Genomic DNA, 26,358 nt, shown 5'->3' on the forward strand with positions numbered 1-26,358 from the left:
CTATTTCTTGGACGTTTTTGACCTCGGGGTCGTTCTCTCCGGCTCGGAAAAAATGCGTTTTATCTTCTCGATCGAACGATGAACGATCACCTTTACATTGGACTCGGAAAGTCCAGTACGTTCCGAAATTTCCCGAACGGATCTACCTTCTAATTTTGCCATAGTCAGGATTTGCCTTTGTCTGGGCTCCAGGACACTTAGCCAGGATTCCAGCCCTTGTTGGAGTTCCCACTCATCCTCCGGAGAAGTTTCCTTTTCTACAGGAAAATGTTCCATCTCAGCGGATACAATTTTATCCCGAGAACTTGTCCTACGAATATAGTCTATGGTCTTGTAACGAGCAATAGAGAAAAACCAGGGAGCAAAGGGTTTCTCCTTTCTGTAGGTAATCCTTGCCTTATGAATACCGACCAGAATATCTTGGATCAGATCCTCTCTGTCGTCCTTATCTCGAACCTTGGAACTCAGGTAATTGAGCAGAATTTCCCGGCATTTGGAAAGAAGAAGTTCATATTCCTTCGAATCCCCTTCTTGGGCCTTTCTCATTCGTTCCGAAAGAATTTCCCAGATTTCTTGCTTTTCTGCCATGTAACCTTTTGCAGTTTGACTCGAATGATAAAAAGAGTCGGCTAAAGAAAAGCTATTCGACTGGATTTTTTAGGGATGTCCAATCTTTCTTACTTTCAAGCGGAAAATCTAAACAGGAGGTATCATGTCTAAAGCCAAACCGGACAAAACGGAAGAACTAATCCAAGTATTAAGTGCTGACCTGAAAAAAGGCAGTCTGAATTTATCTATATTATTCCTCTCTTGGATGGGCCTATTAGTGTCCGGCATTTTGCTTGGCTGGTCCGTTTCCCTACTGACCAATCGACCTGTATTTCCTGGCTGGTGGCCTGAGCCTGTTTTAGTTGTCGCCTGGGGAGCTTTTTCCGGTTATTTTTTAAGTAGGCTTGCATACCCGGAAGAGAATTCGATCTGGATGTTTTGGGGAGCTGGTGCTTCTATCTTTCTTTGGATCGGATATAATATCGTTCGATTCTTTACAGAATTCGATCTAGGGCATGTTCATATAGGTTTTTGCCCTGGGATCTTAGCGATCAGTTCCGTACTATTTGGAACACTCGGCTCTTTTCTTTTAAGTAAGATGTCCAGTTCTCGTCCCGGACTTTCCGCGTTTTTATTTTTAAGCCTTCTATTCGCAAGTTCTAATATAGGTTTAAAATTCGTTTGTCCCGTTCAAGACGCTTCTCATATTTTTCTTTCTCATGTGGTATTTACCCTAACCTGGATCGGTTTGTTTTGGATCCCTGTAAGAAAAAAATTCAGTTGGTGAGTTAGTCCATAAACTCCCAAGCAGTCTTCAATTCCCCCACTTCTTCAACCGTAGTTATTAGCTCTTGGAAGAATCCATTTTGGCCCAGAGTAGAACCATCTCCTATAAGGACCAAAAGTTTCTTTGCACGTGTCATTCCTACATTCCAGCGCCTTGTCTCGGATAAGAATCCTATTTGACCTTCAGGATTAGAACGAACCAAACTGAATACTACAGCATCAGTTTCTCTTCCTTGAAATGAATCCACAGTTTCTACATCTAGTTGATCGACAAATTCAGGAAGTAGTTCTTCCAGTTTTTGCTTTAGTAAATATCTTTGGTATCTATAAGGAGAAAGTAGGATCAGATTTTTAGGATCCCATCCTGCTTCTAAGATCCTTTTTACGATCCCAACTGTAAACTCAGCTTCCCAGGGATTCCCGAGACTTGCCTCAGAAATTTCTTCTGCAGTATCCGTTCCGGAACTATCTAAGAATACGAGACTTGAGGAGAAAAGTTCGTCAGAGGAAAAAGGAACTCGATTACGCGAACTCTGATCTAACCCTGATTTTAGCTTACTCTCATAAAACTTACGATTTGGGAATTCTTGGATCGGATCTGTCATCCTATATTGTGTATCCAAAAGATAGACTCTTTCCTTTTCTTGAAAAATAGGAAGTAACCTCTCCATTAAAGAAACCTTAAGCAACGGATCTTCGGAAATTACCGTTGGAGGTAGCTGGCAAGGATCCCCCGCAATCACGAATCTTTGTGCCTTTAAAATAGGGATCCAGGAAGAAGGCTCGATTGCCTGGCTCCCCTCGTCCAAAATCGCATAATCAAATTCCATATTATGCAATTGAAAAGAAGAAGCTCCAGTATGAGTGCAAACGATCACTGGATGGGATTCCAAAAGATAACGGATTAAAACTTTCTGTCTTTCTTTGATCCCTTTGCGAAGAGAATCGGCTTCTTTATAAAGACTTCTTCTCTCTTCTGCTTCTTGTTTTCCGAAACTTCTTTTGAATTTACGTGCTTTTTTTAAGAGTTCCTGGACCTCTTTTCGATCTCTCTCGATCAGTTTCGCTTCCGCAGAATGGTTTAGTTTCATCTCTAATGAATTTTCCAGAACATCAGAATGAATACGAGCTGGATGACCCATCCTTAAAACAGGAACCTTTAGTTTTGCAAGAGACTCCACTAAAAGATCGGAAGCTGAATTTGTAGGGGCAGAAGCGAGAACCCTTTTGCCTTCTGACACCAGGATACGGATCGCTTCTACAATCGTTCTTGTTTTTCCGGTCCCAGGAGGCCCGTGAACTAAAACAAAATCTTCCGTTTGTAAAATTGCGGAGATCGCTTTTTTTTGAGAATCGTTCAGATCCTCTGAAATTCCGGAAAGAGATTTAAAATTCGGTTTGGAGATCTCTATTTGATCGGAGAAAAGATCTGCAAAAAATTTTGCACGAGAACCCTTCTCAGCATGCATTACTTTATCTAAAGCTCTATCCCATTCTTTAAAACTTGTTTCGTCCGGTAGGATCTCCAGACCAAGTTTACCTTCTTCTACCCAATCAGGAACCTCTTCCATATACACAATGTAAGAGTCTTCGTTCGCTTTCAGAAGAACCGAAATATATTCTTCCGTTTCTTTTACGATCCGGACAGGCGTTCCAGGACGAAATAGCTCCGGAATATTTTTTTGTTTAGTGGGTTTTAGGATTACTTTCCAGTTTCCGTCAGCACCTAATTCTGCATCTTCAAAGACTAAAGGGAAAACAGTAAATCCGTCTCGTATCCTTTGATTCAGATCGGAAGAAGAAAGATCTTCCTTATATTTATCCAGCTCTGCCTGTCTTTCCTTTTTAAGAGATTCTCGGAGAGAAGAATAATAGGACTCGGACATTCCGATTAGAGTCTATCTGGAGAAAGAACGATGATCTTATAGCTTGGAGTTTTTTGATCGTCTCTCGTAGGAAGACTTTCTGCATAATGGATCGCAGAAGCAAGAGTGGTCCCTGTTGTTAGCCCCGCAAAGATCCCTTCTTTCTGATAGAGTTCGGATTGATAACGAAGTGCCTCGTCACGATCCACACCAATATACTGGTCAGTAACCTTTGGATCAAAAGATTCAGGAAGTCGAATGCTTGAATCTCCCTGAACCATTTTACGAATGAAGCGAGAATTTTTACTCACTCCCATAATAACTCTAAGAGAAGGTTTTTTACTCTTCAAATATCTTCCTACACCGGAAAGAGTTCCGCCGGAACCTCCACCCGCAACGAATGCATCCACATTTCCAGCTAGGTCTCTCCAGATCTCAGGGCCTGTAAAAAGAAAATGAGCGTTTGTATTTGCCATGTCCTTAAACTCGTTTAAGATCACGCTTCCCTTCTCTTTTTCTTTTGCAGCTTTAGCAGTTTCCAAAAGAGAATCGTCCCAATTTCCTTTTGCGAGTTGAACTACTTCGACAGTAGCCCCATAGGATTTTAATTCTTTGATCTTTTCTTGTTCCGTATCCGGAGCCAAAAATACTTTGAATTTATACTGACGAATTGTAGAGATCCAAGCAAGAGAGATCGCAGTGGTATTATAACCTGCCTGGAAAACGGAACCTCCAGGTTTTAGTTCTCCTCTTCTCTCAGCAGCTAGGATCATAGAAAGTGCAGTCCTGTCTTTCACACTTCCTGTAGGATTACAAAACTCCGCCTTGAGATAGATTTCCACATTGGGGATATGAGATCCGATCTGATTCAGACGAATGAGAGGAGTATTTCCGATCATCTGGAGAACATTCTCTTTGATCGGTTTGGCTACACTGAGTTCCCGTCCAAAAGCGTTTTGGACATTATTCAGAGCCCCAAGAAGGCTATTGCCGAATTCATCGATGGAACGGGAAATTTCGTCGAACATAGTCTCCTTTTTGCGCCCTGTATATTTTAGAAAATTAATTTTTAGAGGCGTACAACCAAGGAAGATCTTTTCGATTTTTATCCTCATACGTCTGGATTTCACCAGCATGTTGCAGAGTTAAACCGATATCATCCAAACCGTTGAATAGACAATATTTGCGGAAAGAGTCCACTTCGAAACTATAAACAGCTCCGGAAGGACTGATCACGTTTTGTTTGTCCAAATCGATCTTGATTTTGGCGCCAGGAGTCTTATCTACGATCTTAAAAATTTCGTCTACTTCTTCCGGCTTTAAAACGACAGGAAGCATCCCGTTTTTAAAGCAATTATTATAGAAAATATCAGCGTAAGATGGAGCAATGATCGCTCTAAATCCGTAATCTTCCAAGGCCCAAGGGGCGTGCTCTCTGGAAGATCCGCATCCGAAATTATCTCTAGTGACTAGGACTGAAGCCCCTTTATATCTCTCTTGGTTTAAAGAGAATTCAGGATTTGGTTTGGTGCCCGCATCATCCAAATATCTCCAATCATGGAAAAGATGGATCCCGAAACCGGTACGTTCTATCTTTTTCAAAAATTGTTTCGGAATGATTGCGTCCGTATCTATATTCGGGCGATCGATTAGAACAGCAAGACCTTCGTGTTGGGTAAAAGCTTTCATATAAATTCTATCCTTATTTCCAGTTCCGAATATCTACAAAATGTCCTTCGACGGCTGCAGCAGCGGCCATTGCGGGACCGACCAGGTGGGTTCTTCCCCCCTTACCCTGTCTTCCTTCGAAATTACGATTGGAAGTAGAAGCACATCTGTCTCCAGGCTCAAGAACATCATCGTTCATCGCAAGACACATGGAACAACCTGGTTGTCTCCATTCGAATCCCGCTTCTATAAAAATTTTATCTAATCCTTCTTGTTCAGCTTGGCGTTTCACTCTACCAGAACCAGGAACTACGATCGCTTGCACTTTTCCGGAAACTTTTTTACCTTTCACGGTGCTCGCAGCAATTCTTAAGTCTTCGATCCTAGAGTTGGTACAAGAACCGATAAACACTTTGTTTACGAAAACATCTTCTATCTTCTGCCCAGGTTTCAGATCCATATATTTGAGAGCATTCTCGATACTGATCTTATCTACTTGGTCCACAGCATCTTTTGGATCAGGCACAATTCCAGTTACCGGAACCACTTGACCTGGAGAAGTTCCCCAAGTCACTTGAGGAGCGATCTCTTCTGCCTTTAAAATAACAGTAGTATCGAACTTAGCTCCTTCATCGGTCACATAACGTTTCCATTTTTGGACTGCTAGATCCCATTCTGCACCTTTAGGAGCAAAATCTCTTCCTTTCAAATAATCGAATGTGATTTGGTCCGGAGCAATGAGTCCTGCTCTTGCACCAGCTTCGATAGACATATTACAAACTGTCATACGAGCTTCCATGCTTAGAGAAGAGATCGCAGATCCACGATACTCGATCACGTATCCGGTTGCTCCTCCCGTTCCGATCTTACCGATGATCGCAAGAACGATATCCTTTGCGGTCACATGTGGAGAAAGTTGCCCGTCTACTCGGATCTCCATCGTTTTCGCTCTTCTTTGCAGAAGTGTTTGGGTCGCAAGCACATGCTCTACTTCGGAAGTACCGATCCCGAATGCGAGTGCTCCGAATGCTCCATGAGTAGAAGTGTGGGAGTCCCCACAAACGATTGTCATTCCAGGATGAGTGAGCCCCATCTCAGGAGCGATCACATGGATGATTCCTTGGTCAGGGTGATTTAGATCGTATAAAGTGATCCCATTCTCATTACAATTTTTGATGAGAGTTTTCATCTGATTTGCAGAAATTGGATCGGATAATTCCAGATTACGGATCCTGGTGGAAACGTTATGGTCCATGGTTGCATAAGTAGCTTCCGGGCGACGGACTTTTCTTCCGGCCATTCTAATCCCATCAAAAGCCTGGGGACTAGTTACCTCATGGATTAGGTGGCGATCTATATAAAGAAGATAGGAACCCCCATCCATTTCGCCGACCAAATGGTCTTCCCAGATTTTTTCGAACATCGTTTTCATGGTCAACAGATCCCCCAGGGGATAATTCAAGATTATAGATTAGACTTCCCTGGTTCTCCGAGTATGGAACAGGAATGGTACGGGAAGTTCTCTTCCATGCTAAAAATCAGGGGTTTTTCGTAAAGAAGGTTCCGTAGGACCTCCAACGATTCTAACTATTTGCCTCGGAATACCAGAAGCGCTTTTCCGATTCCGATCTCATCGAAATCATAAAGGATCCTTGGTCTCAAAATTTTTTTTCCGTTTAGAAAGGTCCCTGCCTCAGAGACTAGATCATAGAGTATATATCGATTTCTTACCTTTCTGATCCTGGCATGATTTTTACTGACGGATTGTTCATACAAAACTAGATCGCATAGATCAGAATTCCCAATATTTGTCTCAGCTCTTCCTAACGAATATTGTTTGCCTGGATTTCTACCTTCTTTGAAAACCAACGTAGCTTTCTCGTAGGATTCTCCCTGCTCGAATTCTTTTAATGCGACTGGAGCGGCTCTTTCTGTTTCGATCCGATCTTCTTCCGAATAGACTAACTGGTATTGATTCCCATACATCTTTCGATAGGCGTCTTGTTCGAATTCTATCGTATGAAGTCTTTCTTCCGGGCTGACAGTCCCTTCAGGATTCTGCCTTTTCCCCTTTTTCAAAACGATGATCAGAGCAACCAATGTAAGAACTAGTAAGAATGTAAAGCTTGGAAGAAAGATAGAAGGATGTAAAAGAAATACGGCGAGCCTGGTCCGGAAAGGAAGATCGTAGGAGAAGCTGATCCTTCTGGAATTTTTGGTCTCTAATTCTACTTCTACAAAACCGTTTCCCTGGAATTGCCATTCGTCTTGAAAAGGTGATTCGTATACGAGGGACCAAGGTTCTTTTCTGAAATAATCTATATCTCCAAAAAGTTGGCTTCTGAAATCAGCACTATTTAAAGAGTAGAATGTTCCACCATATCTTTTGGCCAAGAATTTGGCTCCTGTAGATGGAAATGAAAGAACATGGATCGGGATATTCGGAGTATATTCCCCGTTCTGTGCCTCATTGGAAGGGATAAGATCCTGATCATAAAATAGGGTTAGAATATAATCCGTTTCCTTCAAACGAGGAGAGATTTTCTGAAATACATAATCTAAATTGGCAGAACTGTTTCTGTTGGACTTCCCACCAGGAACCTTAGCTTCTTTTAAAGCGTCAGTTTTACTGAGATCATCTTTTGAAAAGAACACATCATCTGTAAAAAATATGAAACTGAATCGATCAGCAGAGTCCGCTCTTTCAACAATCGTTTTTAAGATCTCGGTCGCCTGCACATTATGATCAAATGAGTTTGTCATCTGGGTGATCAGATAAATATGGACCGGTCTTGTTCCCTCAGGCCTTTGTATTTTCAATGGCCCGACTCTTCTATAACGATTTTCTTTCTGTTCTGAAACGGTCAGGATCTCTTGATCCAGTGCAACACCCTTGCTTGTTCTAAGTTTGAGTTCCAATTTCGGATATCTGGATATATCGTATTCTTCCAGATGAATACTTTCAGATCCGACAAACGATGGATAAATGCAAACCGCAAAGATCAGAGCATATTTGTAGAAGGACCGAATCATATGGTTTGGCAATTTAAGCTGGATTTTGATCCAAAGTAAACAGTTTTCTGGAGTACTCAGAATTAGGGTTCCAAGTCCCCTTCTCCTTTTTTATAGTCTCCAGCTTCTGCCCGCTTTTCATTACTGTTATAGTATCGGCGAATTCCATAGCAGAACTAAGATCATGACTGATAAATAGAAGCCCTGCATCCAAATCCCGGACCCTCTTTTGCAAAAGTTTCAGGATGGATCTGCCAGTATCCGGATCTAGGGCTGAACTAGGTTCGTCTGCGAGGATCAGATCCGCTCCGGAATACACCGAAAGTAGTACGAGTATTCTTTGCCTTTCTCCACCCGAGAGTTGATGAGGCTTGGAATTCCATGCAGCCTTCGGATCAGAGAGTCCGAATTCTTCCAACAAACGAATTCCCGTTTCGTCGTTTGCGAGCCGAGGTTGAACAAGGTGAAAATATTCCAAAACCTGGGAACGAATACTTAGAAAAGGATGTAATCCGATCGCTGAAGTTTGAGGAATGAGACTGATCCTTTTTCCTCTCCAATCTTTCCAAAGGGAAAAATCTGCGGCTTGTATTTCTTGGGAGAAGATCTTAAATTTATTCCAAGAGATGAGGGCCTCTTCATTTAAAAGTCCAAGGACAACATTTGCAAATGTGGATTTACCGCTCCCGGATTCTCCGACAAGAGCATGGATCTCTTTTTTATGGATTTGGAAATCGAAATTTTTTAAAATAAAAGAAGATCCGATCTGAACATCTAGACCTTCTACAGATAAAATTTGCTCCGAAAACACATGTTCCAAAGTTTATCCCAATTGAAACAGTTCGTATTCAATGATGGAACAAATGATATGTCCGATCAAAATATGAGATTCTTGGATCCTTGCGGTTTCTTTTCTAGGAATGATCAGATCCAAATCCGCCATTCCTTTCAATTTTCCTCCGTCCCCTCCGAGTAATGAGATCGTTTTCATTCCGATCTTTTTTGCGGCCTCGGTAGCGGAGATCACGTTTTTGGAATTCCCACTTGTTGAAAGTCCTACAAGCAGATCTCCCGGTTTTCCGAAAGCTTCTACCTGTCTAGAAAATACGTCTTCGTATCCATAGTCGTTGGAACAAGCCGTTAAAACCGCAGAGTCCGCAGAGAGTGAAATTGCAGGCAAGGCCCTTCTCTCATTCCCTGATTTATAACGAACCACTAGTTCCGCAGCAATATGAGAAGCGTCACAAGAAGATCCCCCATTCCCACAGAATAGGATCATATTTCCTTTTCTTAATACTTCGGAGGCAATCTTACCCGCTTGTTCTATCTCGGGAAGAAGTGTATCTAACACTGCCTTTTTTGTCTCGATTGAATCCAATATTTGTTTGGAAGCGATTTCTTTCAGTTCCATATTTATCTTTCCTTTTTAGACCGGATTTTTAACAGCACTGACTCGAATTCTTTTTTGGCAGAATCGAACTCATACAATGTTAAATTCTCGGAATGAGGAGAATTACGATTTCCACTCACGTTTAAAAAATATAATTCCTTAGAAACAATTTGTCTGACCCGTTCCGAGGAATTTGCTTGGAATAATTCTTCGAATTCTTTCCCTAAAAATATCAATAGTATTGCGATTGTGCTGGGTCTAAGTTGGATAACGATCTGTTGTTTCCACATCGGTTCCCAGTTTAAGATCTCTTTCCAAGAATCCACAGAACGTTTCAGTTCAGGTTCTTCCTGTAGAACAGACCAAGATTCCTCATCCCAGTTCGGTGCAGAGATCCCGGACAAGACCGATTTTAAACTCTTATGATCTCCTCCGAGGAGACGATTCAGATCCGCTTCTCCTAAGAATAAAACACCGCTGACTTTTCCGCCCTGATCCGTAAGATAATTTCCGGTCGCGATCACCAAGGAATATTCTCTTCCGGATTTTTCCTTACCTTCCAAACGGAATAGATGTCGATTGTTCTTGGTAAGTTTTAGAGAAGTGTTTTCAAAAATTGGACCGGAAGGTTTTTTACGAGTAAGAAAGAAACGATCCGCTTTTTCTCTAAGGTCTTTTAATTCCCAGGTATAACCTCTACTATCGCGGACTAATTCTTTATCCGATTCTGCGACTACGTATTTCTTTTTTCTCCAAAAGAAGATCTTATTCCAAAAACCGGATTTCTTTTTGCCCTTGGCCATCTTAATTTCCGTAATCTTTTCTGAGATTGGATGGTCTTTCTATCAATTTTCCTTCCATCTCAAAGACCTTGGCTTCTTTTAAAAAAGTGGAATATGCGGAAGAAACTGCGATCGTAAATCCGGGAAATCCGTCTAGAAATCCGAATTTGAAAAAGAAGATCTCCACGAATTTCCCGAATGGTTTAATGATCGTTCTAAGAACTGAGAATTTTTTATTCTTTTTCCAGCGGGTCCAGGAAACGATAGAAGAGAATTTATTGATCGTATCCACTTGCTGGGAAAGATCAGCGAAACTATAGTGAAGAATATCTCCTTTGATCTTCTTTCCCTTACCTTCCACGACAAGATAATCATGAGGATTTTCTCCGATCCATTTTGATTTGGACTTTCGAATGATCCTGTATTTCGTTTGAGGATACCATCCGGAAAAACGGATAAACCTTCCCATATGAAATGTAAGTCTGGAAACTTTTAAACCGTTCAGATTTGAATCTTCCGGACTTTCTAAAAATGATCTAAGAGAATCTTGTAATTCTTCACTTAGTCTTTCATCGGCATCTAAAGAAAGGATCCATTCATTCTTACAAAGGGAGATTGCATCATTCTTCTGCTCCACATGCCCTTTAAAATTCTGAGAAGAAAAACGCACCTCCGGGAAAGACTCACTGATCTCTTTCGTCCTGTCCGTACTATTCGAATCTAGAACGATGATCTCGTCAGCGATATCTCTACAAGACCGGATGCAGTCTCCGATATTTTTCTCTTCGTTATACGTAATGATCGCGACTGAAAGTTTTTTTAGGAACCTCTCCCGGACAGAACTCCTGCTTAAGGGAGCTTTCGGCTTGGTTTTCTTTTTTTTAGGGGAAGAAGGTTCCTTTGTTTTAGAGGTTTCCGTCATAGTCTGCAGATGGCCCGAATCCTTTGGCTCGGAGGAATTCCTAAAATAGTAGGAATTCCTTCTTTGTCAGCGGTTTTTTCTGGAAATCTGAGGGGAAAAGGAAAGTCTGGGGACCGGTGAAACTTCCTTCGATTTCAGGTATTCCCGAGCGGTCCAGAAAACTATCCTTCTATTCTTTATTACTATTTTTAGTTGCCTTTCCCTTATCCGTCTCGGCCTCTCAGATCTTCGCAGGTTTTTGTATATTCTGGTTTTTATTCTCTCCCAAAGAAAATTTTCCGAAAGTAAAACCATTTCTACTTCCTTGGGCTTTCATATTAGGAGCCTATGCACTCGTTTTTCTATCTTCCTTGTATCATTGGGGAGAATATGCTAATTTTTGGAAAACGTTTACTAGGCAATCCGAGGCGGGAGATTTTTGGTTATCAATAATCTTTCCAATCGCAGCAGTCCATGCTTCCGAAGAAAAGAATAGAGATCTGATCTATAGATTTGTATGGATCTCTTTCTTGCTAGTTCTTGTTTCCGGGATCGCCTCCGTATTCAGCGAGTATAGATTAGGAAAATTTATCTCCAACGGATTTTCTCCGGCTCCAGGAGATAGAAGACAACATCCAGCAGGTCCTCTTTTCGGATTTGAGACCTATTTGCCGATCGGTCTTATGAACACTCATTTGACCTATGGAGGTTTGCTTTCCTTTTATATCCCGGGGATCTTTTTAATTACCCTTAAAAAACTACAAGAGAAGAAGCTAAAACAGTTTGTCGTTTTTTTAATCCCTCTGCTATTCTCTCTTTGGGTATTTCTACTCAACCAAAGTAAATCCGCTTGGTTGGGAGTATTTGCAGTTCTTCTCTATTTCTTAATTTCTCATTCGAGATCTTTCCAAAACCAATTTCCGAGAGTGACCGTATTTCGAATTTCCATTCTTCTTTTCTTTGTTATTCTGATCGGTTTTGGGATCCGTTACTTTTATCAAAAGAATTGGCTTTTACAAAGAACACTCGGGCAACTCACCGAGATCCAAACTCCTGAAAATCAAAGATATTGGATCTATAAACTTAGCCTACCTTTGCTTTCTGAAACCGCTCTGCTCGGAACAGGTGGAGGCAGATTTAAGGAAACGAGTTCAGAAGTCTCAAAATCATTCATCCAAAAGAATGAACAACTTTGGTACGAACTATATATCACTCCGAATAAACACGCGCATAATGATCTTTTGGAATTTGCGATCGTAGGAGGCTGGCTTTCCGGAATTTTATGGATCGGATTCTTTTATCTACTTTTCAGAAGGGTCCAATCAAGCGATTGGAAGGATGGAAATTTTCCTATAGTGGGAGTTGGATTCATCTGGGTGGCCGGATTTTTCCAATGTTATCTTTTAGATGACGAGGTTGCGCTTCCCTTTTTTGCACTAGCAGGGATCTTATGGGGTCAAAATCCAAAGGAAGAAAAAGGATTTTCCAAAGGTTCCGTAATATTCATCTCCATCACGTTTCTATTGAATACAGTATTTTGGATCTGGAGACTCTCTATTCCTCCGGAACTCGCTTATGGAAGACAGGTATTCGCAAATTCATCTAAACTCACAAAACAAATTGAAAAAAGGATCTTACCTTTTCGCAAGCAAACGGAAGAAAGATCAAAAAAGCTTGGAGAAGAATTACTCGTCCAAGGTTCTGATGCAGGATCAGAATTTTCTGTGGAAGGATGTCTTACCCATAGATATCCGAATCCAGCGAAGTTAAGAGAAGAAGATTACTCCCTTGGTTTTTATATTTCTCCAAGCGCAAAAAATCCTCCGACTAAAATACAAATCACTGTTTTCTCAGAAGAAGCCTTCGATGAGGATAAGCTGTATTGGTCTCATAGAAAATTCGATTTGGACCAGAAGGAAATCATTCTGAAATCAGGTTGGAATTCCTTCGTTTGGAAAGAGAGCTTGGGACTAGCTAAGGTTACGATCTTTCCTGATATCGTATTTTTCAGGAGTTTTAAGATCAGATTTGGAGGATTTGATCCGGCTATGCCGGTAGATTTTCCGGCATTGGATCTGGGAGATCTCTGCGATTTTAAATCAGAGTAAAGTTTGGTACCTGGAGCGGGACTTGAACCCGCACGAGCGTGAACTCACAGGATTTTAAGTCCTGGGTGTCTACCTATTCCACCATCCAGGCGTTTCGAAGACTCTGCCAGGCGTCGCCCGGATTCGAACCGGGGATCAAGCTTTTGCAGAGCCATGCCTTACCACTTGGCCACGACGCCGATATGAGGTATGATTTTGTGTCTGGGCGAGGTGTCAATAGAAAAGTGGAGGAAAGACTTTGAGGATCTATTTCTACAGGATCGATTCAAACGGCAGACTCTTCCATGAGGATTCCGAGCTGACGGACAAAAAATTCTTAGATTTCTTTTTTACTCATTTGGAAAAAAACCGGAGCGGTTCTTATCCGGAATATTCTTATATCTCCCCTTGTGGGAATGAAATGAATTTTGTACAAACAAATACCTATCCTATTTTGTTTAAGCATAGGATTGGAGATGAAATTTTCTACGGAGGAGAGAAAGGGATCCATTTCCAACCGGAAAAATTGAAATTCGATCCGAACGAGAACCTGATCCATCCATTTAAAAATGAAATTTGGGGAAGGATCTCCATTGAAATTCTATTGGATCCGGAACTAGAATGGAAAGAAAACCCCGAAAACTGGGATTTACTCTGGAAGGAAAAAGAATACAGGATCCCTAAATCCGGAACTTCCTTAGAACCTTAGAACTTACTCCCACTCGATCGTGCCTGGAGGTTTATTCGTAAGATCAAAAAATACATATTCTATTTCAGGGACCTTGACTACTTCCGAGACCAACTTTTCTAAAACGTCCTTTTCCAATCGGAAAAAGCTAGCGGTCATCGCTTCCTGAGAATCTACGGGTCGAAGAACGATACTTCTTTTTCCTTTTTCGGATCCGATCGGTAGAAGTACCACTGGCATTTGCCAAATCTTGTCGTAGATCTTTCTATTCTGTAAAACTCTCTCTACAGCTGCATCCGCTTCTCTCAAAATATCAGAATCTTTTTGGTCCAAGTCGATTGCCTGAAACTGGAAATTTGCCTTTTCGAATTCTGCTTTCTTCCCTAAGAACAGAACGACTCGATTAATGGAAGCGATTTGGTTCGTAATTGCAGTGGAGATCTTATCCAGTTTATCCCAGTTTTCTTCGCCAGAAATTGCTGCACAATGAGCGTAGGATCTTTGGTCTCCCTTTACTCCAACAGAAGCAACAGGAAGAAGTTTTCCTTGTAGAGAAGGATCAGAAGCCAAGAGCTCATTCAATTTGGTCTGAACAGCTTCTTCTACCGGTTTTTCTTGGGCGATCATTCTCACTACAAGACCAGGCCCTGGGAAAGGATGTCTTCCAGTCCATTCCTGAGGAAGTCCTAGATAATTTCCAAGTTCACGAACCTCGTCCTTGTATAAGTCTTTGATTGGCTCTACTACTTTGCCCTCTTCCATCAATTTTTGGATGGCTTCTACTCTATTATGATGGGTTTTAATCGTATGCGAATGTTTCGTTCCGCCGCTTTCGATCGTGTCCGGATAGATCGTTCCTTGCCCGAGAAGCCATTCGTCCGCATTTAAATTCAGACTTCTTGCGCAATCCGCCTGGGCTTGTAAGAAAAGATTTCCTACAATTTTACGTTTTTCTTCCGGATCTTTTTTACCCTTCAGGTTCGTATAAAATAATTCGGAAGCATCGTGAACATGTAATTGGATCCCTTGAGGAGCCAGTTTTTCTTGGAGAGAAGAAACTTCGTTCTTTCTCATAAAGCCGGTGTCTATGAGAACCCCTTTCACTCTATCTTTCCCTAATGCTCTGGAAAGAAGAAGATAAGAAACGGTAGAATCCACTCCTCCGGAAACGAGTAAAAAGATCTTTTTATCCTTTGGAACGACTGTATGTAATTCTTCTTCTTTTAGATCTAAAAATTGTTTTAGATCCCAGGTTCCTTCCGCTCCTGAAATTTTTACGAAATTTTCTAAGAGAACGGAACCTTTTTCTGTATGAGTTACTTCCGGGTGAAGCTGGATCCCGAACCATCTTTGGGCCGGATTTTCCACCACTGCGTACTCACAATCCTGACTGGATGCAGTTCTAACAAATCCTTCCGGAAGCCTGGTAACCTCGTCTCCGTGGCTCATCCATGCGACCTCTCCTCCTTTAAATCCTTGGAGAAGTTTTGTTTTTGAAGTATCAATAAAATCTAAAGCGGCTCTTCCGTATTCTGCGGTTCCCGCTTTTTTGACTTCTCCACCGAGAAGTTTCATCATGAGCTGGTGACCGTAACAAATTCCTAAAACAGGAATTCCGAGTTTTAAAACTTCGACTGGCAAGGAAGGAGAATCTGGCTCGTATACACTTTCCGGTCCTCCGGAGAGGATCAGGCCAGATAGTTTGGAATAGGTTTCGATCGGTTCGTCGTTACTTAAAATTTCAGAATAAGCTCCCAGGCGACGGATCCTAGAGGCGATCAAATGGGCATACTGCCCTCCAAAATCCACAATCCCAATGACATTTTGGTGCTTCATTCCGAGTAACCTAAAAGTTTCCTTCCAAAATAGAAATGTAAAAAGATTCCCAGAGACAAAGTCCGGAAAACTCTGGTTTTAAAGAGGGAATCATGAGCCATCAACAAGAGTCGATCGGAATCTCTGCTTATGAGGGAAGACAGGATCATATCCCCAATCTGAAACTTCCAGAGATAGAATCTTTCGCCAATGTGTACGAAGGTAAGGATTACACAATCGATTTTACCATTCCGGAGTTCACAGCAGTCTGTCCTAAAACCGGACTCCCGGATTTTGGGGTAATTGAGATCAGCTATATTCCTAAGGCAAAATGTATAGAGCTTAAATCTCTAAAAGAATATATTCTCGCCTACCGAAATCTTGGGATTTTCCATGAAAACGTTGTGAACCATATTTTAGAAGATCTAGTCCAATCAGTAGATCCGAAATTTATCCGAGTCAAGGGTGATTATAACTTGAGAGGCGGGATAAAAACTATAGTCACAAGAGAATACCAAAGCAAATGATGGATCCGATTTCTTTACTAGGATTTATCGCCTGCACTCTTACCACCTTGGCGTTCGTTCCACAAGTGATCAAAGTGGTCTTGGAAAAGAAGACCAGAGACATTTCCAGAAATATGTATCTGATCCTTTCGGTCGGAGTTTTTTTCTGGTTCTGTTATGGGATCTTAAGAAACGATTTCCCGATCACTTTAGCAAACGGTTTCACTCTACTTTTTACCTGCACCATTCTTTGGTACAAAATTAGATCCAAGGAATAAGAATAAAAAAAGCCGCCCCTTCGGACGGCTTTTTACCAATCGGCTTTTTCCAAAGATTATTTAGGAGCCGCCTGGTCTTTCAAAGATTTACGCTGGTTTTCCAGTTCTTTCTTTGCGTCGTCTATAGAAGATTTTACTTTTTCTTTCTCTTCTTTTCCAGCTTTTTCAATCGCCGCCTTTTCTTCTTTTCCGGCGCTTTTTGCATCCTCTATAAGTTTACGATTTTCTTCCTTCGCGCCTTCGATAAGCTCTTTATTTCTTTGTTTCTGCTCTTCGAGGCCTTCGAGTATCCTTGCTTTATTTTCTTGGAAGTCTTTCAAGATCTCTTGGATCCGAGCTCTTTGTTCTTCAGTAATAGATTGGATCGTAGCGGAATCATCTTTTAATTCTTTCAATTCGTCTTCTGTCAAAGGCTCTTCTTTGAAATTATTTCCGTCGGAGCTGACTTCTTCACCTGAATCTGCAACTGCTTGGCTTTCAGGATTATCTGAATCCGCAACTTCTACAGATCCGTCGGAAACTCTGGTACTTGTTCCTTTACCGGTTTCTTCTACTATGAATTCGGTTCCTCTAACGGAAGCTACGACTGTAGGAGTGGAAACTGTGAATTTGGAAGTTTTGGTTAGCTTGGTTGCAACTTTTGCGAAAACTTTCCCCTTGGTTAGTCCAAGATCCGCGTAAGTTTCTCCGTTTGCTGAATCTATGAAAATTTTCTTTAATGTAAGGCTTGTATTTTCTTTGATACGAACAAGCACACCTTCGGTTAATTGAAGGTCAGCATAGGAATCCTTTCCTGTTTCTATCTTATCTTCCGGAAGTAGAAACGTATCTACTGATACAGGTTTTTCTTTTCCTGCTTTATCGAATATTTTTACGGTTCCCTTGGAGAAGGTGATCACTCCCCCTTGGAGATCTTCCTTGGCTTTTTTACAATCTACAAAAACAATACTCAGGGCCAGAAAGAAGGCTATGGCTATCCGTTTCATTTAGTTCTGATTCTCCCTTAATTAGGTTTAGGAAGAATATCGATGAAAGAAATTTCCGTCCACATTTTTACAGCAGCTATACTGAATAATTCAGGCGATAGAAGTATCATTAAAGAAAGCCATTCAAACCCGCTGAGATTGACAATCAACGCCGGAGAAACCTTTCTGAAAAGGTATTGCGCGTTACCCCCCAGGCCGAAATTGTAGCCCTAGACCGCCAAATAGATGAACTTTAGTATGTTCCGAGGAGTGACAGAATGACCAAAATAGCTTACGTGGACAAGGACAACTGTACCTCATGCAACCAGTGTGCAGACAATCTTCCTAAATACTTTCAAATGGATGATAATGATACTTCCGAAACCCATATCGGTGGAGAGAATGTAAACCAAGCTCAGATCCCTGAAGAAGATTGGAAAACCGTTCAAAAAGAAATGGATGAATGTCCTGGTGAATGTATTCACTGGAGAAAGTAATCTTATAAAAATATAAAATTCTTTTTGAATGAGAAGCGGGATGTTTATCCCGCTTTTTTTATATCTTAGTATTCTTGCTCGGAACGAGTAGAACCAAGTAATTCGTCCGGAATATCTTCTACCCTCTCTCCGATCTGGATCGCAAGTCTGTTCCCTACGCGGCCAGGAAGACATTTAAACTTCTTACGCTCTCCCACTTTTACGAGCATATCGGATCTGGTAGTAGTGTTTTCCAGTTTTACAACATCCCCAACAGTTAGATTCATAAAATCCAAAATGGAAATGTCTACGGATCCTACTTCTGCGATTACCGGGATTTGGACCTGATCCAAACGTTCCTGGATGATTGCGCGGTTCTCGTCCAATTCTCCCTTGCGGATGGAGGAATACCAGTATTGAGCGGAGAGTTTATTGATGATCGGCTCGATCGTGATATAAGGAATACAAAGATTGGTTAGACCTTCCACTTCCCCGATCTTAGTTTCCAAGTTGATCAAAACCACCATGTCATTCGGAGGTACAACCTGAGCGAACTGAGGGTTTGTTTCGATGTTTCCCAAACGAGGACGAAGGTCGATCACTGTGGACCATGCTTCCCTCATGTTTCCTAAGATACGAACTATAATCCCTTCCATTACGCTCATCTCTATCTCTGAAAGTTCCCTGGAGATCTTTGCAGTTTCTCCCTTACCACCGAAAAGACGGTCGATGATCGTGAATGAGATAGATGGGTCGATTTCTAAAATTGCGGAACCACGAAGAGGGTCCATATTGATGACTGCAAGAGTCGTAGGATTCGGAATGGAACGAATGAATTCTTCGTATGTTAACTGATCCACAGCAGCAACGTGAACGTGAACTAAAGCTCGTAACTGAGCGGAAAGTCCTGTGGTTGCAAGACGAGCGAAAGTCTCGTGCATCATTTGTAGAGTACGGATCTGGTCTTTAGAAAATTTATCCGGGCGTTTGAAGTCGTAGATTTTGACCTTTTTTTGTTCTCCCACGGAGGAATATTCGTCTTCCGCCACTTCCCCGCTGGAGATCGCGTTTAATAATGCGTCAATTTCGTCCTGGGATAATATCTCGGTCATTTTCTTACCTTCGCTATGAGATTAGCCACTTTCCAAAACATTCCGGAATCTTCCGGCACTCTTCTTAAAGTAAATTCGTATTCGTATCTGACTGGAACCTTATTCACTCTTCTTTCCACTGCAACTCTTACTTTGGAAAGATTAGAATTCACTTTTTCTACTCCCAGGATCTTATAGTATTGTAACACACCGGATCTGTTTTCTGAGAGATAATTTCTGAATTCTTCCAATACAAAATCTTTTTCCGCTTCTTCCGATTGTTGCCAATCTCTGGCATATCGATCATATGCCAAAATATATTCCGGGAAGTGGATCCATTTAAAATGTAATTTCCAATTCTTCTTCTTTTCTGCGCCTAAGAATAAGTGAATGACTTCTTCAGGCTCGAGCCCGTCGGTTTCAGGATCCTGATAAGGAACTCCAGGAAGCACCCAATCTTTCTTACGCTCTTCTACGCTGAAATAAGGATGGCTTTCGGAACGAAGGAAATGATCTCCATATTCGGAGATATTCGGATAGAAATATGCGGTTACAAAATACTTTTTGCCTGGTTCAAGCTCGTATAGATGATCAATCCGGATCTCTTTCGAGAAGATCTCGTCCTTATGAAGTATGATCTCTTTGACCTCGTCCCCTACTAAGTTTTCTACCTTATTGCGTCTTTTTAAGACAGGGTCTTGTTTTCTTTCCTCTTCTACGCGAGTGACAGTTCTTCCGTCTTCGTCTCTAACGATCACTTGGAAGGAACGCAGATCTTTCCCGTATGGGAATATTCTTAATACTTCGTTTCCTGTATTTTTAACGGATAATAATGCGGATACTGGTTCTTTTTCCCGAAATTGCATTTTTGGGAGTTTGATATCCACGATCCCTTGGGCTTGGATATAATTTTCGGAAACTTCTCCCCTTGCATTTCTATTCGGAAATGCATGAAGGCTTACATTTAAGAGTAAAACTGTAAAGATCAGAATTCGTTTCATTCTAGATTCGGTTTTTCGTTTTTCCAGGCCAGACGGCTATGGCCTAGGAAGTTTATATTCTACCGCTCTATACTAGATTTCGGCAAAAAGAGACAAAACCAATTGAAAAATACCGGAAAATTATTAGAGAAAAGAAGAATTAAAGGCCTTCCGCGTCCTCTATGATATAGTCTGCGATCCGGATCAAACGGCCGAGCACAGGTTTCAGTTTACTATATTCCTGAAAACATTCTTCATATTTGTCTAGTATTGGCTGGATCTGAGAGACCGACTTGGGAGAAAGATTGAGGCTGGAGATATTTGCCTCCGAAAGTTTTTCTGCAGATTCGAGCCCGTCAAAAAACCTGGTGATCTCTTTTAATATGGACTCGTCCGCTCTGTCATTCTTTTCGAAATTGGATTCTATTTTGAGAATGTAATCCGTTAAAGTCTGCTTGAGGCGAACTTCTTCCTCATTCGCCTTTCTTTTCGCAGTTAAAGTATTTACCTTACTATAACGGGCCATTGCTTCTTCGTAAGAATGACTGACTGATTGCCTATTTTGTTGGATGAGCCGGATCAGAAGTGCTACAGAACGAAAGTCCCAAGCGGTTTCCTTCTTATTTCGGATCTCCGAGAATAGCTCCTCACCTTTGGATCCGTCGACAGACAATCCGGATACTTTTTCTAGGACCCTTCCCGTAGACGCAGATCCCTGGATCTCTCGTGCAACCGAAAGAAAAATAGGATCCTGATCCGGGGAAGGACTCATTATTTTGTCCTCTTATCGAAGATAGAAACTTTTCGGATCGTGGTCTTTCCGTTTCCGGAAGCAATGATCTTATTCACTACGTCTTCGCCTTGGATCAATTGTCCGAAAACGGTATGTAGTCCTTCCAAATGAGGAGTATCTACTTGGTTGATGAAGAATTGGGAACCGTTTGTGTTCGGACCTGCATTTGCCATAGCAAGGGCTCCCTTGATCGCCTTCTTACTTTTAACTACATTATTATAGCGGTAACCTAGTCTGTAGAGAATTTCCATCACGGAAAGATTTTTAGCTTTTTCTAAATTACTTTCCAATTCCTCTCTTCTTTCATCCGCTTCTCTTTGGCTGCGGATACCTAGTTCCCCGCCGACATATCTGTAGAGATATCCTGTATAATATTGAGATTGCCCTGCTTTGACTTGGTCCAGCCCTAAACTTGCAGCATTGATCTCGTCAGCGAATCTATATCCAGGAGTTCCGGATCCATCCCCATAAGGGCATCCACCTTGGATCATAAATCCTTCGATCACTCTATGAAATGTAAGACCATCATAGAAAGGTCGTTTCTGAGGTTGTCCGTTACGAAGAGTGAATTCTTTCTCTCCTTGAGCAAGATCGATGAAGTTTTGGACAGTCTTAGAAGCATCCTTATCGTATAATTCGAAAAGCATATCTCCTTGTGTAGTTTGCATAAGAGCATAAATTGCAGGTTTTTCAGGAAGTGGAGAACGAGGTTTTTCTTCCTTTTTGACTACTACATCAACTGGAGTATAAGCTTCCGGCACATATCTTTGTTCTGCATATGGATTTGCCTTGCAGGCAAAGGAGAATAATAAAATCAAGAATAGGGAAAATGCACCCAGGCTTGATTTTAGAAGAAGACGATTCATATTGTTTTCCTTTGGATTGATTTAATAGATTGTTTCGCTAATTCCAATTGCTCTAATTGTCTTGTCTTAGAAGTTCCACCATAACTGGATTTTTTATCCGTGGACAGTTCCAAACTTACCGCTTTCGTATATTCTTCTCCTGTAAAATAAGGAGAAATCCCTTTTCGGATTTCTTCGGAGATAGTGAATAAATTCTCTTTTTTTTCCACACATTCCGAAACAAGTCTTCCTACAAGCTCATGAGCAGTTCTAAATGGAATATTCTTCTGACCTACTAAGAAGTCCGCTAAGTCCGTAGCGGTTGCAAATCCTTCTTTCAAGGATCTTTCTCCCCTTTCCGGTCTGAAAGACATTTCGGAAACCATTGCCTCCAATCCTTCCAAACTAAGTAGAACAGTTTCCACAGCATCAAAAACAGCTAACTTGTCTTCTTGTAAATCACGATTATACGTTAGTGGTAAACCTTTTAGAAGTCCGATCAAATGATTCAGATTTCCAGCGACCCTTGCGGACTTTCCGCGGATCAATTCTGCAATATCCGGATTCTTTTTCTGGGGCATGATAGAAGATCCGGTAGTCAGTGAGTCAGGAAGTTTGATCAGTCCGAATTCCTGAGAAGAATAAATGATGATATCCTCGCAAAAACGAGAAGCATGCAACATAGTTTGCACAGAAGCAGACAAGAATTGTAGAAGATGATCTCTACTTGCTACTGCATCCATACTGTTCGGAGAGATAGAATCCGTCTTTAGTTCGGAGGCCAAAAAATTCCGGTCATTCTCATAATTGACCCCAGCCATCGCTCCGGATCCAAGAACTAAAATATTTGCCGTCTTACTTGCGAATTCGAAAAACTCCAAGTCTCGAGTGAACATCCAAAAATATGCTAATAGGAAATGAGAGGCTCTGATCGGCTGAGCAACCTGTAAATGAGTATAACCCGGAATGATCGTATCTATATTTTTAGAAGCCTGCTCGTAGAGTGCTTCTCTCAATAAATCTAATCTAAGTAAAATTTCAGAGATCCTATTTCTAACATAGAGTCTCGTATCCTGGGCGACTTGATCATTTCTGGATCTTGCGGTATGAAGTTTTTTACCCACTTCTCCCTTTAGTTCAGTGAGCCTAGATTCCACATGCATATGAATATCTTCCAGCTCAGAACTGTATTTGAAGTTTCCGGACTCGATCTCTTTTTCAACTTGGTCCAGACCTTCTAAAATATCTGATAATTCCTTTGAGTTTAAGATGCCGATCTTTTCCAACATCTTTGCGTGGGCTCTACTTCCTGTTAGATCTTCTTTGTATAATTTTTTATCGAAAGAGATCGATTCCCCGATCCTTTCCATGATAGAAGAAGCCTGCTCCTTAAATCTTCCTCCCCAAAGTTTCGCTCTCTGTTCTTTTGGTGTTTGCATTCCGATTCTTTCTTTTATTAATTTTCCGAATAAGATTGAAGCCAATCTCTTAGAATTTCTATCTCTTCCTTATCTAGCTTGGAATTAGAGTGAAGAAAAATATAATCTTTAGGAGGCATATGGCCCTCTTCTACTTCTTCTAAAATTTCCTCGGCTAAATCCGCTTTTTTATCCTTGGAAAGAGTTTCCCATTCGGAAAAATTCAGCTCCTCGCGACCTTCTTCTATATGATGAGAGATATATAAGGAAACAGGAAAAACTTTGGAATACCAAGGCCATTCCACCAGATCGGAATGACAGTCATAACAAGACTTTCGAAAAATCTTTTTGACGCGTTCTTCCGTTTTGATTTCATTAGCATTCTTTCCCAACGGAGGTTGTACGGGGATAAATTGAAGAACAAGGAATACGAACAGTAAACCGATTCCCAGACGAATCCAAATTTTATTCATCGTTTCCCGCTAAGAATATGGACGGGAATCTTTTTGAAAATAGAATTTTCCCCTTCCAAAAGATTAAACTATGGACTTTTTACAAGACGGACATAACCTCTCTTACCTTTGGATCGCATCCGGGATCCTTCTGATGATTTCGGAACTCTTTCTACCTGGTGGTTTTGTATTCTTTTTAGGCTTGTCCGCGACGATCGTGGGAGCTCTTACCTATTTTATAGAAATCCAATTTTGGACCCAATCTCTCATCTGGGCAGTATTGTCAGGCTTACTGATTTGGGCTGGAGGAAGTTTCTTAAGAGCATTCTTCCCTTCTGCGAGTGAAAGAGTGATCCTAAATCCGGAAGAAGGTCCGGGAAGGATCGTTCTAGTTTCAAAAGACATTTTAGTAGAACGGAAAGGTGGTAGGGTCCAATTCCAAGGAACGGAATGGGACGCGATCAGTAAGACCAAAAGGATCCCTGCGGGAAAAAGAGCTAAAATAGTCTTTAGGGAAAATTTAACCTTCGTAGTAGAACCGATCGAATTTCCAGAAATATAATATTTAAAATAAGAAAGAAAAGGAGAAAAAGATGTTTGGGCTATATTTCACAGTGTTGTTTATCTTAGTCATTTACCTGGTCTTAAAAACATTCATTGTAGTTCCTCAAAACTACTGTTTCGTGGTGGAAAGATTAGGTGTGTTTAGAGGAGCCTTCGGTGCAGGTTTCCATTTTCTGATCCCGGTTATTGATCAGATCAGATACAGACAAAATCTGAAAGAGATCGCGATCGATATCCCTCCTCAAACCTGTATCACAAAAGATAACGTTTCGATACTAGTAGACGGGATCTTATACATCCGAGTGATGGATGCATACAAGGCTTCTTATGAGATCGAGAACTTCAGAAATGCTACCATCCAGCTAGCACAAACCACTCTACGTTCGGAGATTGGAAAACTGGTCTTGGACCATACATTCTCAGAAAGAGATGATATTAATGCGAATGTGGTCCGCGCTTTAGACGAGGCCACAGATCCTTGGGGGATCAAAGTGACCCGTTATGAGATTAAAAACATTTCTCCTCCAAAAGAAATCTTGCATGAAATGGAAGAGCAAGTAAAAGCAGAACGAGTTAAACGTGCTGAGATCACGATCTCCGAGGGAGAAAAGGCCGCAAGGATCAATCGATCCATGGGAGAAAGACAGGAAGCGATCAATCTTTCCGAAGGAGAGAAGATCAAGAAAGTGAACGAGGCGGAAGGAAAAGCAAAAGAGATCGAATTTATCGCCCAAGCAAAAGCGAAAGGGATCCAAATGATCTCCGACGCGATCGGGAACGAAGGTGGAGCGGAGGCAGTTAATCTTCAGATCACTGAGGATTATCTCTCTGGCCTTGGAGTTATATTAGAAAAAGCAAAAACTACGGTCCTTCCTACTGAGATGGCAAACGTAGTCGGGTTCTTCGAAGGAATTTCCAAAGTCACGAACAAATTTCCCGGCTTAGGTTCGGAAAAGGAATAAGGTAGATCATGCTTACTTCAATTTTTTTAACGATCTTCTGGATAGGTTTTGCAGTATATCTAGGATACAAACTGTATCGATCCCTCAGGATCATTTCTGCTCAGGAATGTATCATTGTAGAAAGACTTGGAAAGTATAATCGGACATTGCATGCAGGTTTTCATATACTCATTCCATTCATAGACGAAGACGCATATTATCACACTTTAAAAGAGCAAGCGATCGACGTACCTCCTCAGACATGTATCACTAAGGACAACGTGAAAGTGGAGATGGACGGAATTCTCTACCTAAGAGTTTTGGATCCACAGAAAGCAAGCTACGGAATAGATGATTATAGATTTGCCGTGACCCAACTTGTACAAACCACAATGAGAGCGATCATCGGAACCATGGATCTGGATACTACCTTTGAAACAAGAGAAGTGATCAATAGTAAGATCCTAGAAGTTCTAGACCAAGCGGGAGAACCTTGGGGAGTCCGGGTCAATCGTTATGAGATCGTAAATATCGCTCCCCCAAAATCAGTTCTCGAAGCAATGGAAAGAGAGAAAAAGGCACAAATCAGCAAAAAAGCTCAAATCTCTCTTTCTGAAGGAGATAGAGATTCCAGGATCAACCGTTCTTTAGGTATTAAGGAAGAAGCGATCAATAAGTCCGAGGGAGAAAAGCAAAAAAGGATCAACGAAGCAGAAGGTCAGGCGGCGGAAATCGAATCCATCGCAATCGCTACCGCAAAAGGGATCGAATTACTCGCCTCCTCCATCAAAACAAAAGGTGGAAAAGAAGCAGTTAAACTAAGGATCGCTCAGAGATTTATTAAAGAAGTGGAAAAATTAGGACAGGACGGAACAGAACTTGTTCTTCCTCTGAATCTTTCGAATTTTAAATCTGTAATGAAAGCAGTTTTAGGAAACGAAGAGAAAAAGTCTTAAAAGATTTAGATCGTATCCGGAGAGATCCGGATACGATTTTTCGTTAGATCATCCTTCTAGAAGGATCTACGATCTCAGTGATCCGGATGCCGTAATAATCATCCAATAAAACGAGTTTTCCTTTTCCTACCAATTTGCCGTTCGCAAGAATATCCAGATCTTCCCCGACAGCATTGTCCAATTCCACAACTGCACCTTCGTTTAGACCAAGCACATCTTTGATATACATATTGGTCCTGCCGAGCTCTACGGTAAGAGCAACATTTACATCTAATAGTAAATTTAGATTCGCTGTATTAGAAGAAACAGAACTAGAACGACTGCTTGTTTTCTGGGGAGATGGACTTGGAGTAGCGGAAGGCCCGAGAGCAGCTGCAATATCCGCAAAGGAAGGTGCGCCACCCGCAGCAGGAGAAGTAGAAGATCCAGCTCCGCCTGTATCACCAAGTAGAGAATCCAGTTCTCCGCTTAGATTAAAATCGCAAAAATCCCTTAAATCCCGGCCGGAATAGGTTTCCAGTCGTTGAGATATTGTTAAACGTTCGGATTC

At 41.4% G+C, this 26,358-nt stretch carries 28 protein-coding genes and 2 tRNA genes; 9 read left to right on the plus strand and 21 right to left on the minus strand.

Annotated elements, in window-relative coordinates; all coding sequences use genetic code 11:
- Positions 1 to 588 carry an RNA polymerase sigma factor gene (locus EHQ64_RS16100; RefSeq protein WP_135650827.1) on the minus strand — a complete coding sequence of 196 codons (588 nt, stop codon included), beginning with the start codon at positions 586 to 588 and terminating at the stop codon, positions 1 to 3.
- A 124-nt stretch (positions 589 to 712) separates the two neighbouring features.
- On the opposite strand from EHQ64_RS16100, the gene EHQ64_RS16105 reads away from it, so the two are divergent.
- The gene (locus tag EHQ64_RS16105) at positions 713 to 1,336 is read left to right on the plus strand and encodes a DUF1109 family protein (protein WP_135650828.1); all 624 of its coding nucleotides are present in this window, start codon (positions 713 to 715) and stop codon (positions 1,334 to 1,336) included.
- A 1-nt stretch (position 1,337) separates the two neighbouring features.
- Here the strand turns inward: EHQ64_RS16105 and EHQ64_RS16110 are convergent, their stop codons facing one another.
- From EHQ64_RS16110 to EHQ64_RS16150, 9 genes are all read right to left on the minus strand, one after another.
- Positions 1,338 to 3,221, minus strand: a complete 1,884-nt coding sequence (locus tag EHQ64_RS16110; protein WP_135650829.1) for an AAA domain-containing protein — start codon at positions 3,219 to 3,221, stop codon at positions 1,338 to 1,340.
- A 5-nt stretch (positions 3,222 to 3,226) separates the two neighbouring features.
- Positions 3,227 to 4,228: a PLP-dependent cysteine synthase family protein gene (locus EHQ64_RS16115; RefSeq protein WP_135650830.1), complete on the minus strand. Its 1,002-nt coding sequence runs from the start codon at positions 4,226 to 4,228 to the stop codon at positions 3,227 to 3,229.
- A 34-nt stretch (positions 4,229 to 4,262) separates the two neighbouring features.
- Positions 4,263 to 4,889 (minus strand): 3-isopropylmalate dehydratase small subunit, encoded by a 627-nt coding sequence (leuD, locus tag EHQ64_RS16120; protein ID WP_135650831.1) that lies wholly within the window; start codon positions 4,887 to 4,889, stop codon positions 4,263 to 4,265.
- A 13-nt stretch (positions 4,890 to 4,902) separates the two neighbouring features.
- Positions 4,903 to 6,300 carry a 3-isopropylmalate dehydratase large subunit gene (gene leuC / locus EHQ64_RS16125; protein ID WP_135650832.1) on the minus strand — a complete coding sequence of 466 codons (1,398 nt, stop codon included), beginning with the start codon at positions 6,298 to 6,300 and terminating at the stop codon, positions 4,903 to 4,905.
- 155 nt (positions 6,301 to 6,455) lie between these two features.
- Positions 6,456 to 7,901 carry an FHA domain-containing protein gene (locus EHQ64_RS16130; RefSeq protein WP_246048802.1) on the minus strand — a complete coding sequence of 482 codons (1,446 nt, stop codon included), beginning with the start codon at positions 7,899 to 7,901 and terminating at the stop codon, positions 6,456 to 6,458.
- 13 nt (positions 7,902 to 7,914) lie between these two features.
- Positions 7,915 to 8,691: an ATP-binding cassette domain-containing protein gene (locus tag EHQ64_RS16135; RefSeq protein WP_342775372.1), complete on the minus strand. Its 777-nt coding sequence runs from the start codon at positions 8,689 to 8,691 to the stop codon at positions 7,915 to 7,917.
- Positions 8,692 to 8,703: 12 nt separating this feature from the next.
- Complete coding sequence (gene gmhA, locus EHQ64_RS16140) at positions 8,704 to 9,291, minus strand: D-sedoheptulose 7-phosphate isomerase (RefSeq protein WP_135650835.1); 588 nt, start codon at positions 9,289 to 9,291, stop codon at positions 8,704 to 8,706.
- A 2-nt stretch (positions 9,292 to 9,293) separates the two neighbouring features.
- Entirely contained in the window at positions 9,294 to 10,073 is a 780-nt protein-coding gene (locus tag EHQ64_RS16145) for an LBBP_01157 family protein (protein ID WP_135650836.1), read from the minus strand.
- A gap of 1 nt (position 10,074) precedes the next feature.
- Positions 10,075 to 10,974, minus strand: coding sequence for a glycosyltransferase family 2 protein (locus tag EHQ64_RS16150; protein WP_135650837.1), 900 nt, complete (start codon positions 10,972 to 10,974; stop codon positions 10,075 to 10,077).
- A 116-nt stretch (positions 10,975 to 11,090) separates the two neighbouring features.
- Here EHQ64_RS16150 and EHQ64_RS16155 point away from each other — a divergent pair, with 116 nt between their 5' ends.
- A complete protein-coding gene (locus EHQ64_RS16155; protein WP_135650838.1) occupies positions 11,091 to 13,061 on the plus strand; it encodes an O-antigen ligase family protein in 1,971 nt (656 codons plus the stop codon).
- A 4-nt stretch (positions 13,062 to 13,065) separates the two neighbouring features.
- On the opposite strand, the gene EHQ64_RS16160 is transcribed toward EHQ64_RS16155, so the two are convergent.
- Both EHQ64_RS16160 and EHQ64_RS16165 read right to left on the minus strand, forming a co-directional pair.
- Positions 13,066 to 13,152: transfer RNA gene (locus EHQ64_RS16160), tRNA-Leu, on the minus strand.
- A gap of 17 nt (positions 13,153 to 13,169) precedes the next feature.
- A tRNA-Cys gene (locus EHQ64_RS16165) sits at positions 13,170 to 13,240 on the minus strand.
- A gap of 59 nt (positions 13,241 to 13,299) precedes the next feature.
- On the opposite strand from EHQ64_RS16165, the gene EHQ64_RS16170 reads away from it, so the two are divergent.
- A complete protein-coding gene (locus EHQ64_RS16170) occupies positions 13,300 to 13,749 on the plus strand; it encodes a DUF4505 family protein (RefSeq protein ID WP_135650839.1) in 450 nt (149 codons plus the stop codon).
- Between the two features lie 3 nt (positions 13,750 to 13,752).
- On the opposite strand, the gene guaA is transcribed toward EHQ64_RS16170, so the two are convergent.
- The gene (gene guaA, locus EHQ64_RS16175; protein ID WP_135650840.1) at positions 13,753 to 15,564 is read right to left on the minus strand and encodes a glutamine-hydrolyzing GMP synthase; all 1,812 of its coding nucleotides are present in this window, start codon (positions 15,562 to 15,564) and stop codon (positions 13,753 to 13,755) included.
- 92 nt (positions 15,565 to 15,656) lie between these two features.
- On the opposite strand from guaA, the gene queF reads away from it, so the two are divergent.
- Together queF and EHQ64_RS16185 are read left to right on the plus strand one after the other, a co-directional pair.
- Positions 15,657 to 16,070, plus strand: coding sequence for a preQ(1) synthase (queF, locus tag EHQ64_RS16180; RefSeq protein WP_135650841.1), 414 nt, complete (start codon positions 15,657 to 15,659; stop codon positions 16,068 to 16,070).
- Positions 16,070 to 16,327 (plus strand): SemiSWEET transporter, encoded by a 258-nt coding sequence (locus EHQ64_RS16185; protein WP_167882424.1) that lies wholly within the window; start codon positions 16,070 to 16,072, stop codon positions 16,325 to 16,327. Before queF ends, EHQ64_RS16185 begins: the two co-directional genes overlap by 1 nt.
- A 56-nt stretch (positions 16,328 to 16,383) precedes the next feature.
- On the opposite strand, the gene lsa33 is transcribed toward EHQ64_RS16185, so the two are convergent.
- On the minus strand, positions 16,384 to 17,313 hold the full coding sequence (gene lsa33 / locus EHQ64_RS16190; RefSeq protein WP_135650843.1) for a surface adhesin Lsa33: 930 nt from the start codon (positions 17,311 to 17,313) through the stop codon (positions 16,384 to 16,386).
- Between the two features lie 257 nt (positions 17,314 to 17,570).
- Here lsa33 and EHQ64_RS16195 point away from each other — a divergent pair, with 257 nt between their 5' ends.
- Positions 17,571 to 17,789, plus strand: coding sequence for a ferredoxin (locus EHQ64_RS16195; protein ID WP_100766811.1), 219 nt, complete (start codon positions 17,571 to 17,573; stop codon positions 17,787 to 17,789).
- 65 nt (positions 17,790 to 17,854) lie between these two features.
- Here EHQ64_RS16195 and fliM read toward each other — a convergent pair whose 3' ends face one another.
- The 6 genes from fliM to EHQ64_RS16225 form a co-directional block, all read right to left on the minus strand.
- Positions 17,855 to 18,880: a flagellar motor switch protein FliM gene (fliM, locus tag EHQ64_RS16200; protein WP_135650844.1), complete on the minus strand. Its 1,026-nt coding sequence runs from the start codon at positions 18,878 to 18,880 to the stop codon at positions 17,855 to 17,857.
- Positions 18,877 to 19,860, minus strand: a complete 984-nt coding sequence (locus EHQ64_RS16205) for a hypothetical protein (protein WP_135650845.1) — start codon at positions 19,858 to 19,860, stop codon at positions 18,877 to 18,879. Before EHQ64_RS16205 ends, fliM begins: the two co-directional genes overlap by 4 nt.
- Before the next feature lie 139 nt (positions 19,861 to 19,999).
- Positions 20,000 to 20,611: a hypothetical protein gene (locus EHQ64_RS16210; RefSeq protein WP_135650846.1), complete on the minus strand. Its 612-nt coding sequence runs from the start codon at positions 20,609 to 20,611 to the stop codon at positions 20,000 to 20,002.
- Positions 20,611 to 21,498 (minus strand): peptidylprolyl isomerase, encoded by an 888-nt coding sequence (locus EHQ64_RS16215; RefSeq protein WP_135650847.1) that lies wholly within the window; start codon positions 21,496 to 21,498, stop codon positions 20,611 to 20,613. Before EHQ64_RS16215 ends, EHQ64_RS16210 begins: the two co-directional genes overlap by 1 nt.
- Positions 21,495 to 22,916 (minus strand): argininosuccinate lyase, encoded by a 1,422-nt coding sequence (argH, locus tag EHQ64_RS16220; RefSeq protein WP_135650848.1) that lies wholly within the window; start codon positions 22,914 to 22,916, stop codon positions 21,495 to 21,497. The genes EHQ64_RS16215 and argH overlap by 4 nt, the downstream gene beginning before the upstream one ends.
- A gap of 17 nt (positions 22,917 to 22,933) precedes the next feature.
- Complete coding sequence (locus EHQ64_RS16225) at positions 22,934 to 23,368, minus strand: heme-binding domain-containing protein (protein WP_135650849.1); 435 nt, start codon at positions 23,366 to 23,368, stop codon at positions 22,934 to 22,936.
- A gap of 70 nt (positions 23,369 to 23,438) precedes the next feature.
- Between EHQ64_RS16225 and EHQ64_RS16230 the strand changes: the two genes are divergently transcribed.
- Genes EHQ64_RS16230 through EHQ64_RS16240 form a run of 3 tightly spaced genes read left to right on the plus strand, consistent with a single transcriptional unit; the run spans position 23,439 to position 25,808 of the window.
- Complete coding sequence (locus EHQ64_RS16230) at positions 23,439 to 23,909, plus strand: NfeD family protein (protein WP_135650850.1); 471 nt, start codon at positions 23,439 to 23,441, stop codon at positions 23,907 to 23,909.
- 31 nt (positions 23,910 to 23,940) lie between these two features.
- Entirely contained in the window at positions 23,941 to 24,873 is a 933-nt protein-coding gene (locus EHQ64_RS16235) for an SPFH domain-containing protein (RefSeq protein WP_135650851.1), read from the plus strand.
- A gap of 8 nt (positions 24,874 to 24,881) precedes the next feature.
- Positions 24,882 to 25,808, plus strand: a complete 927-nt coding sequence (locus EHQ64_RS16240; RefSeq protein WP_135650852.1) for an SPFH domain-containing protein — start codon at positions 24,882 to 24,884, stop codon at positions 25,806 to 25,808.
- Between the two features lie 43 nt (positions 25,809 to 25,851).
- Here the strand turns inward: EHQ64_RS16240 and fliN are convergent, their stop codons facing one another.
- Positions 25,852 to 26,340 (minus strand): flagellar motor switch protein FliN, encoded by a 489-nt coding sequence (gene fliN / locus EHQ64_RS16245; protein WP_246048805.1) that lies wholly within the window; start codon positions 26,338 to 26,340, stop codon positions 25,852 to 25,854.
- Positions 26,341 to 26,358 lie beyond the last annotated feature (18 nt).

The sequence above is a fragment of the Leptospira sarikeiensis genome, from assembly GCF_004769615.1.
Classification (GTDB): domain Bacteria; phylum Spirochaetota; class Leptospiria; order Leptospirales; family Leptospiraceae; genus Leptospira_B; species Leptospira_B sarikeiensis.

Excerpts from the sequence above, each read along its gene's own strand:
- EHQ64_RS16205 (WP_135650845.1), bottom strand. The coding sequence starts at position 19,860 with ATGAAACGAATTCTGATCTTTACAGTTTTACTCTTAAATGTAAGCCTT.
- argH (WP_135650848.1), bottom strand. The coding sequence starts at position 22,916 with ATGCAAACACCAAAAGAACAGAGAGCGAAACTTTGGGGAGGAAGATTT.
- leuC (WP_135650832.1), bottom strand. The coding sequence starts at position 6,300 with ATGAAAACGATGTTCGAAAAAATCTGGGAAGACCATTTGGTCGGCGAA.
- EHQ64_RS16225 (WP_135650849.1), bottom strand. The coding sequence starts at position 23,368 with ATGAATAAAATTTGGATTCGTCTGGGAATCGGTTTACTGTTCGTATTC.
- guaA (WP_135650840.1), bottom strand. The coding sequence starts at position 15,564 with ATGAAGCACCAAAATGTCATTGGGATTGTGGATTTTGGAGGGCAGTAT.
- EHQ64_RS16130 (WP_246048802.1), bottom strand. The coding sequence starts at position 7,901 with ATGATTCGGTCCTTCTACAAATATGCTCTGATCTTTGCGGTTTGCATT.
- EHQ64_RS16105 (WP_135650828.1), top strand. The coding sequence starts at position 713 with ATGTCTAAAGCCAAACCGGACAAAACGGAAGAACTAATCCAAGTATTA.
- EHQ64_RS16110 (WP_135650829.1), bottom strand. The coding sequence starts at position 3,221 with ATGTCCGAGTCCTATTATTCTTCTCTCCGAGAATCTCTTAAAAAGGAA.
- EHQ64_RS16115 (WP_135650830.1), bottom strand. The coding sequence starts at position 4,228 with ATGTTCGACGAAATTTCCCGTTCCATCGATGAATTCGGCAATAGCCTT.
- EHQ64_RS16195 (WP_100766811.1), top strand. The coding sequence starts at position 17,571 with ATGACCAAAATAGCTTACGTGGACAAGGACAACTGTACCTCATGCAAC.
- EHQ64_RS16210 (WP_135650846.1), bottom strand. The coding sequence starts at position 20,611 with ATGAGTCCTTCCCCGGATCAGGATCCTATTTTTCTTTCGGTTGCACGA.
- EHQ64_RS16235 (WP_135650851.1), top strand. The coding sequence starts at position 23,941 with ATGTTTGGGCTATATTTCACAGTGTTGTTTATCTTAGTCATTTACCTG.
- fliM (WP_135650844.1), bottom strand. The coding sequence starts at position 18,880 with ATGACCGAGATATTATCCCAGGACGAAATTGACGCATTATTAAACGCG.
- EHQ64_RS16240 (WP_135650852.1), top strand. The coding sequence starts at position 24,882 with ATGCTTACTTCAATTTTTTTAACGATCTTCTGGATAGGTTTTGCAGTA.
- EHQ64_RS16145 (WP_135650836.1), bottom strand. The coding sequence starts at position 10,073 with ATGGCCAAGGGCAAAAAGAAATCCGGTTTTTGGAATAAGATCTTCTTT.
- EHQ64_RS16100 (WP_135650827.1), bottom strand. The coding sequence starts at position 588 with ATGGCAGAAAAGCAAGAAATCTGGGAAATTCTTTCGGAACGAATGAGA.
- EHQ64_RS16185 (WP_167882424.1), top strand. The coding sequence starts at position 16,070 with ATGGATCCGATTTCTTTACTAGGATTTATCGCCTGCACTCTTACCACC.
- EHQ64_RS16215 (WP_135650847.1), bottom strand. The coding sequence starts at position 21,498 with ATGAATCGTCTTCTTCTAAAATCAAGCCTGGGTGCATTTTCCCTATTC.
- EHQ64_RS16230 (WP_135650850.1), top strand. The coding sequence starts at position 23,439 with ATGGACTTTTTACAAGACGGACATAACCTCTCTTACCTTTGGATCGCA.
- leuD (WP_135650831.1), bottom strand. The coding sequence starts at position 4,889 with ATGAAAGCTTTTACCCAACACGAAGGTCTTGCTGTTCTAATCGATCGC.
- queF (WP_135650841.1), top strand. The coding sequence starts at position 15,657 with ATGAGCCATCAACAAGAGTCGATCGGAATCTCTGCTTATGAGGGAAGA.
- EHQ64_RS16150 (WP_135650837.1), bottom strand. The coding sequence starts at position 10,974 with ATGACGGAAACCTCTAAAACAAAGGAACCTTCTTCCCCTAAAAAAAAG.
- lsa33 (WP_135650843.1), bottom strand. The coding sequence starts at position 17,313 with ATGAAACGGATAGCCATAGCCTTCTTTCTGGCCCTGAGTATTGTTTTT.
- gmhA (WP_135650835.1), bottom strand. The coding sequence starts at position 9,291 with ATGGAACTGAAAGAAATCGCTTCCAAACAAATATTGGATTCAATCGAG.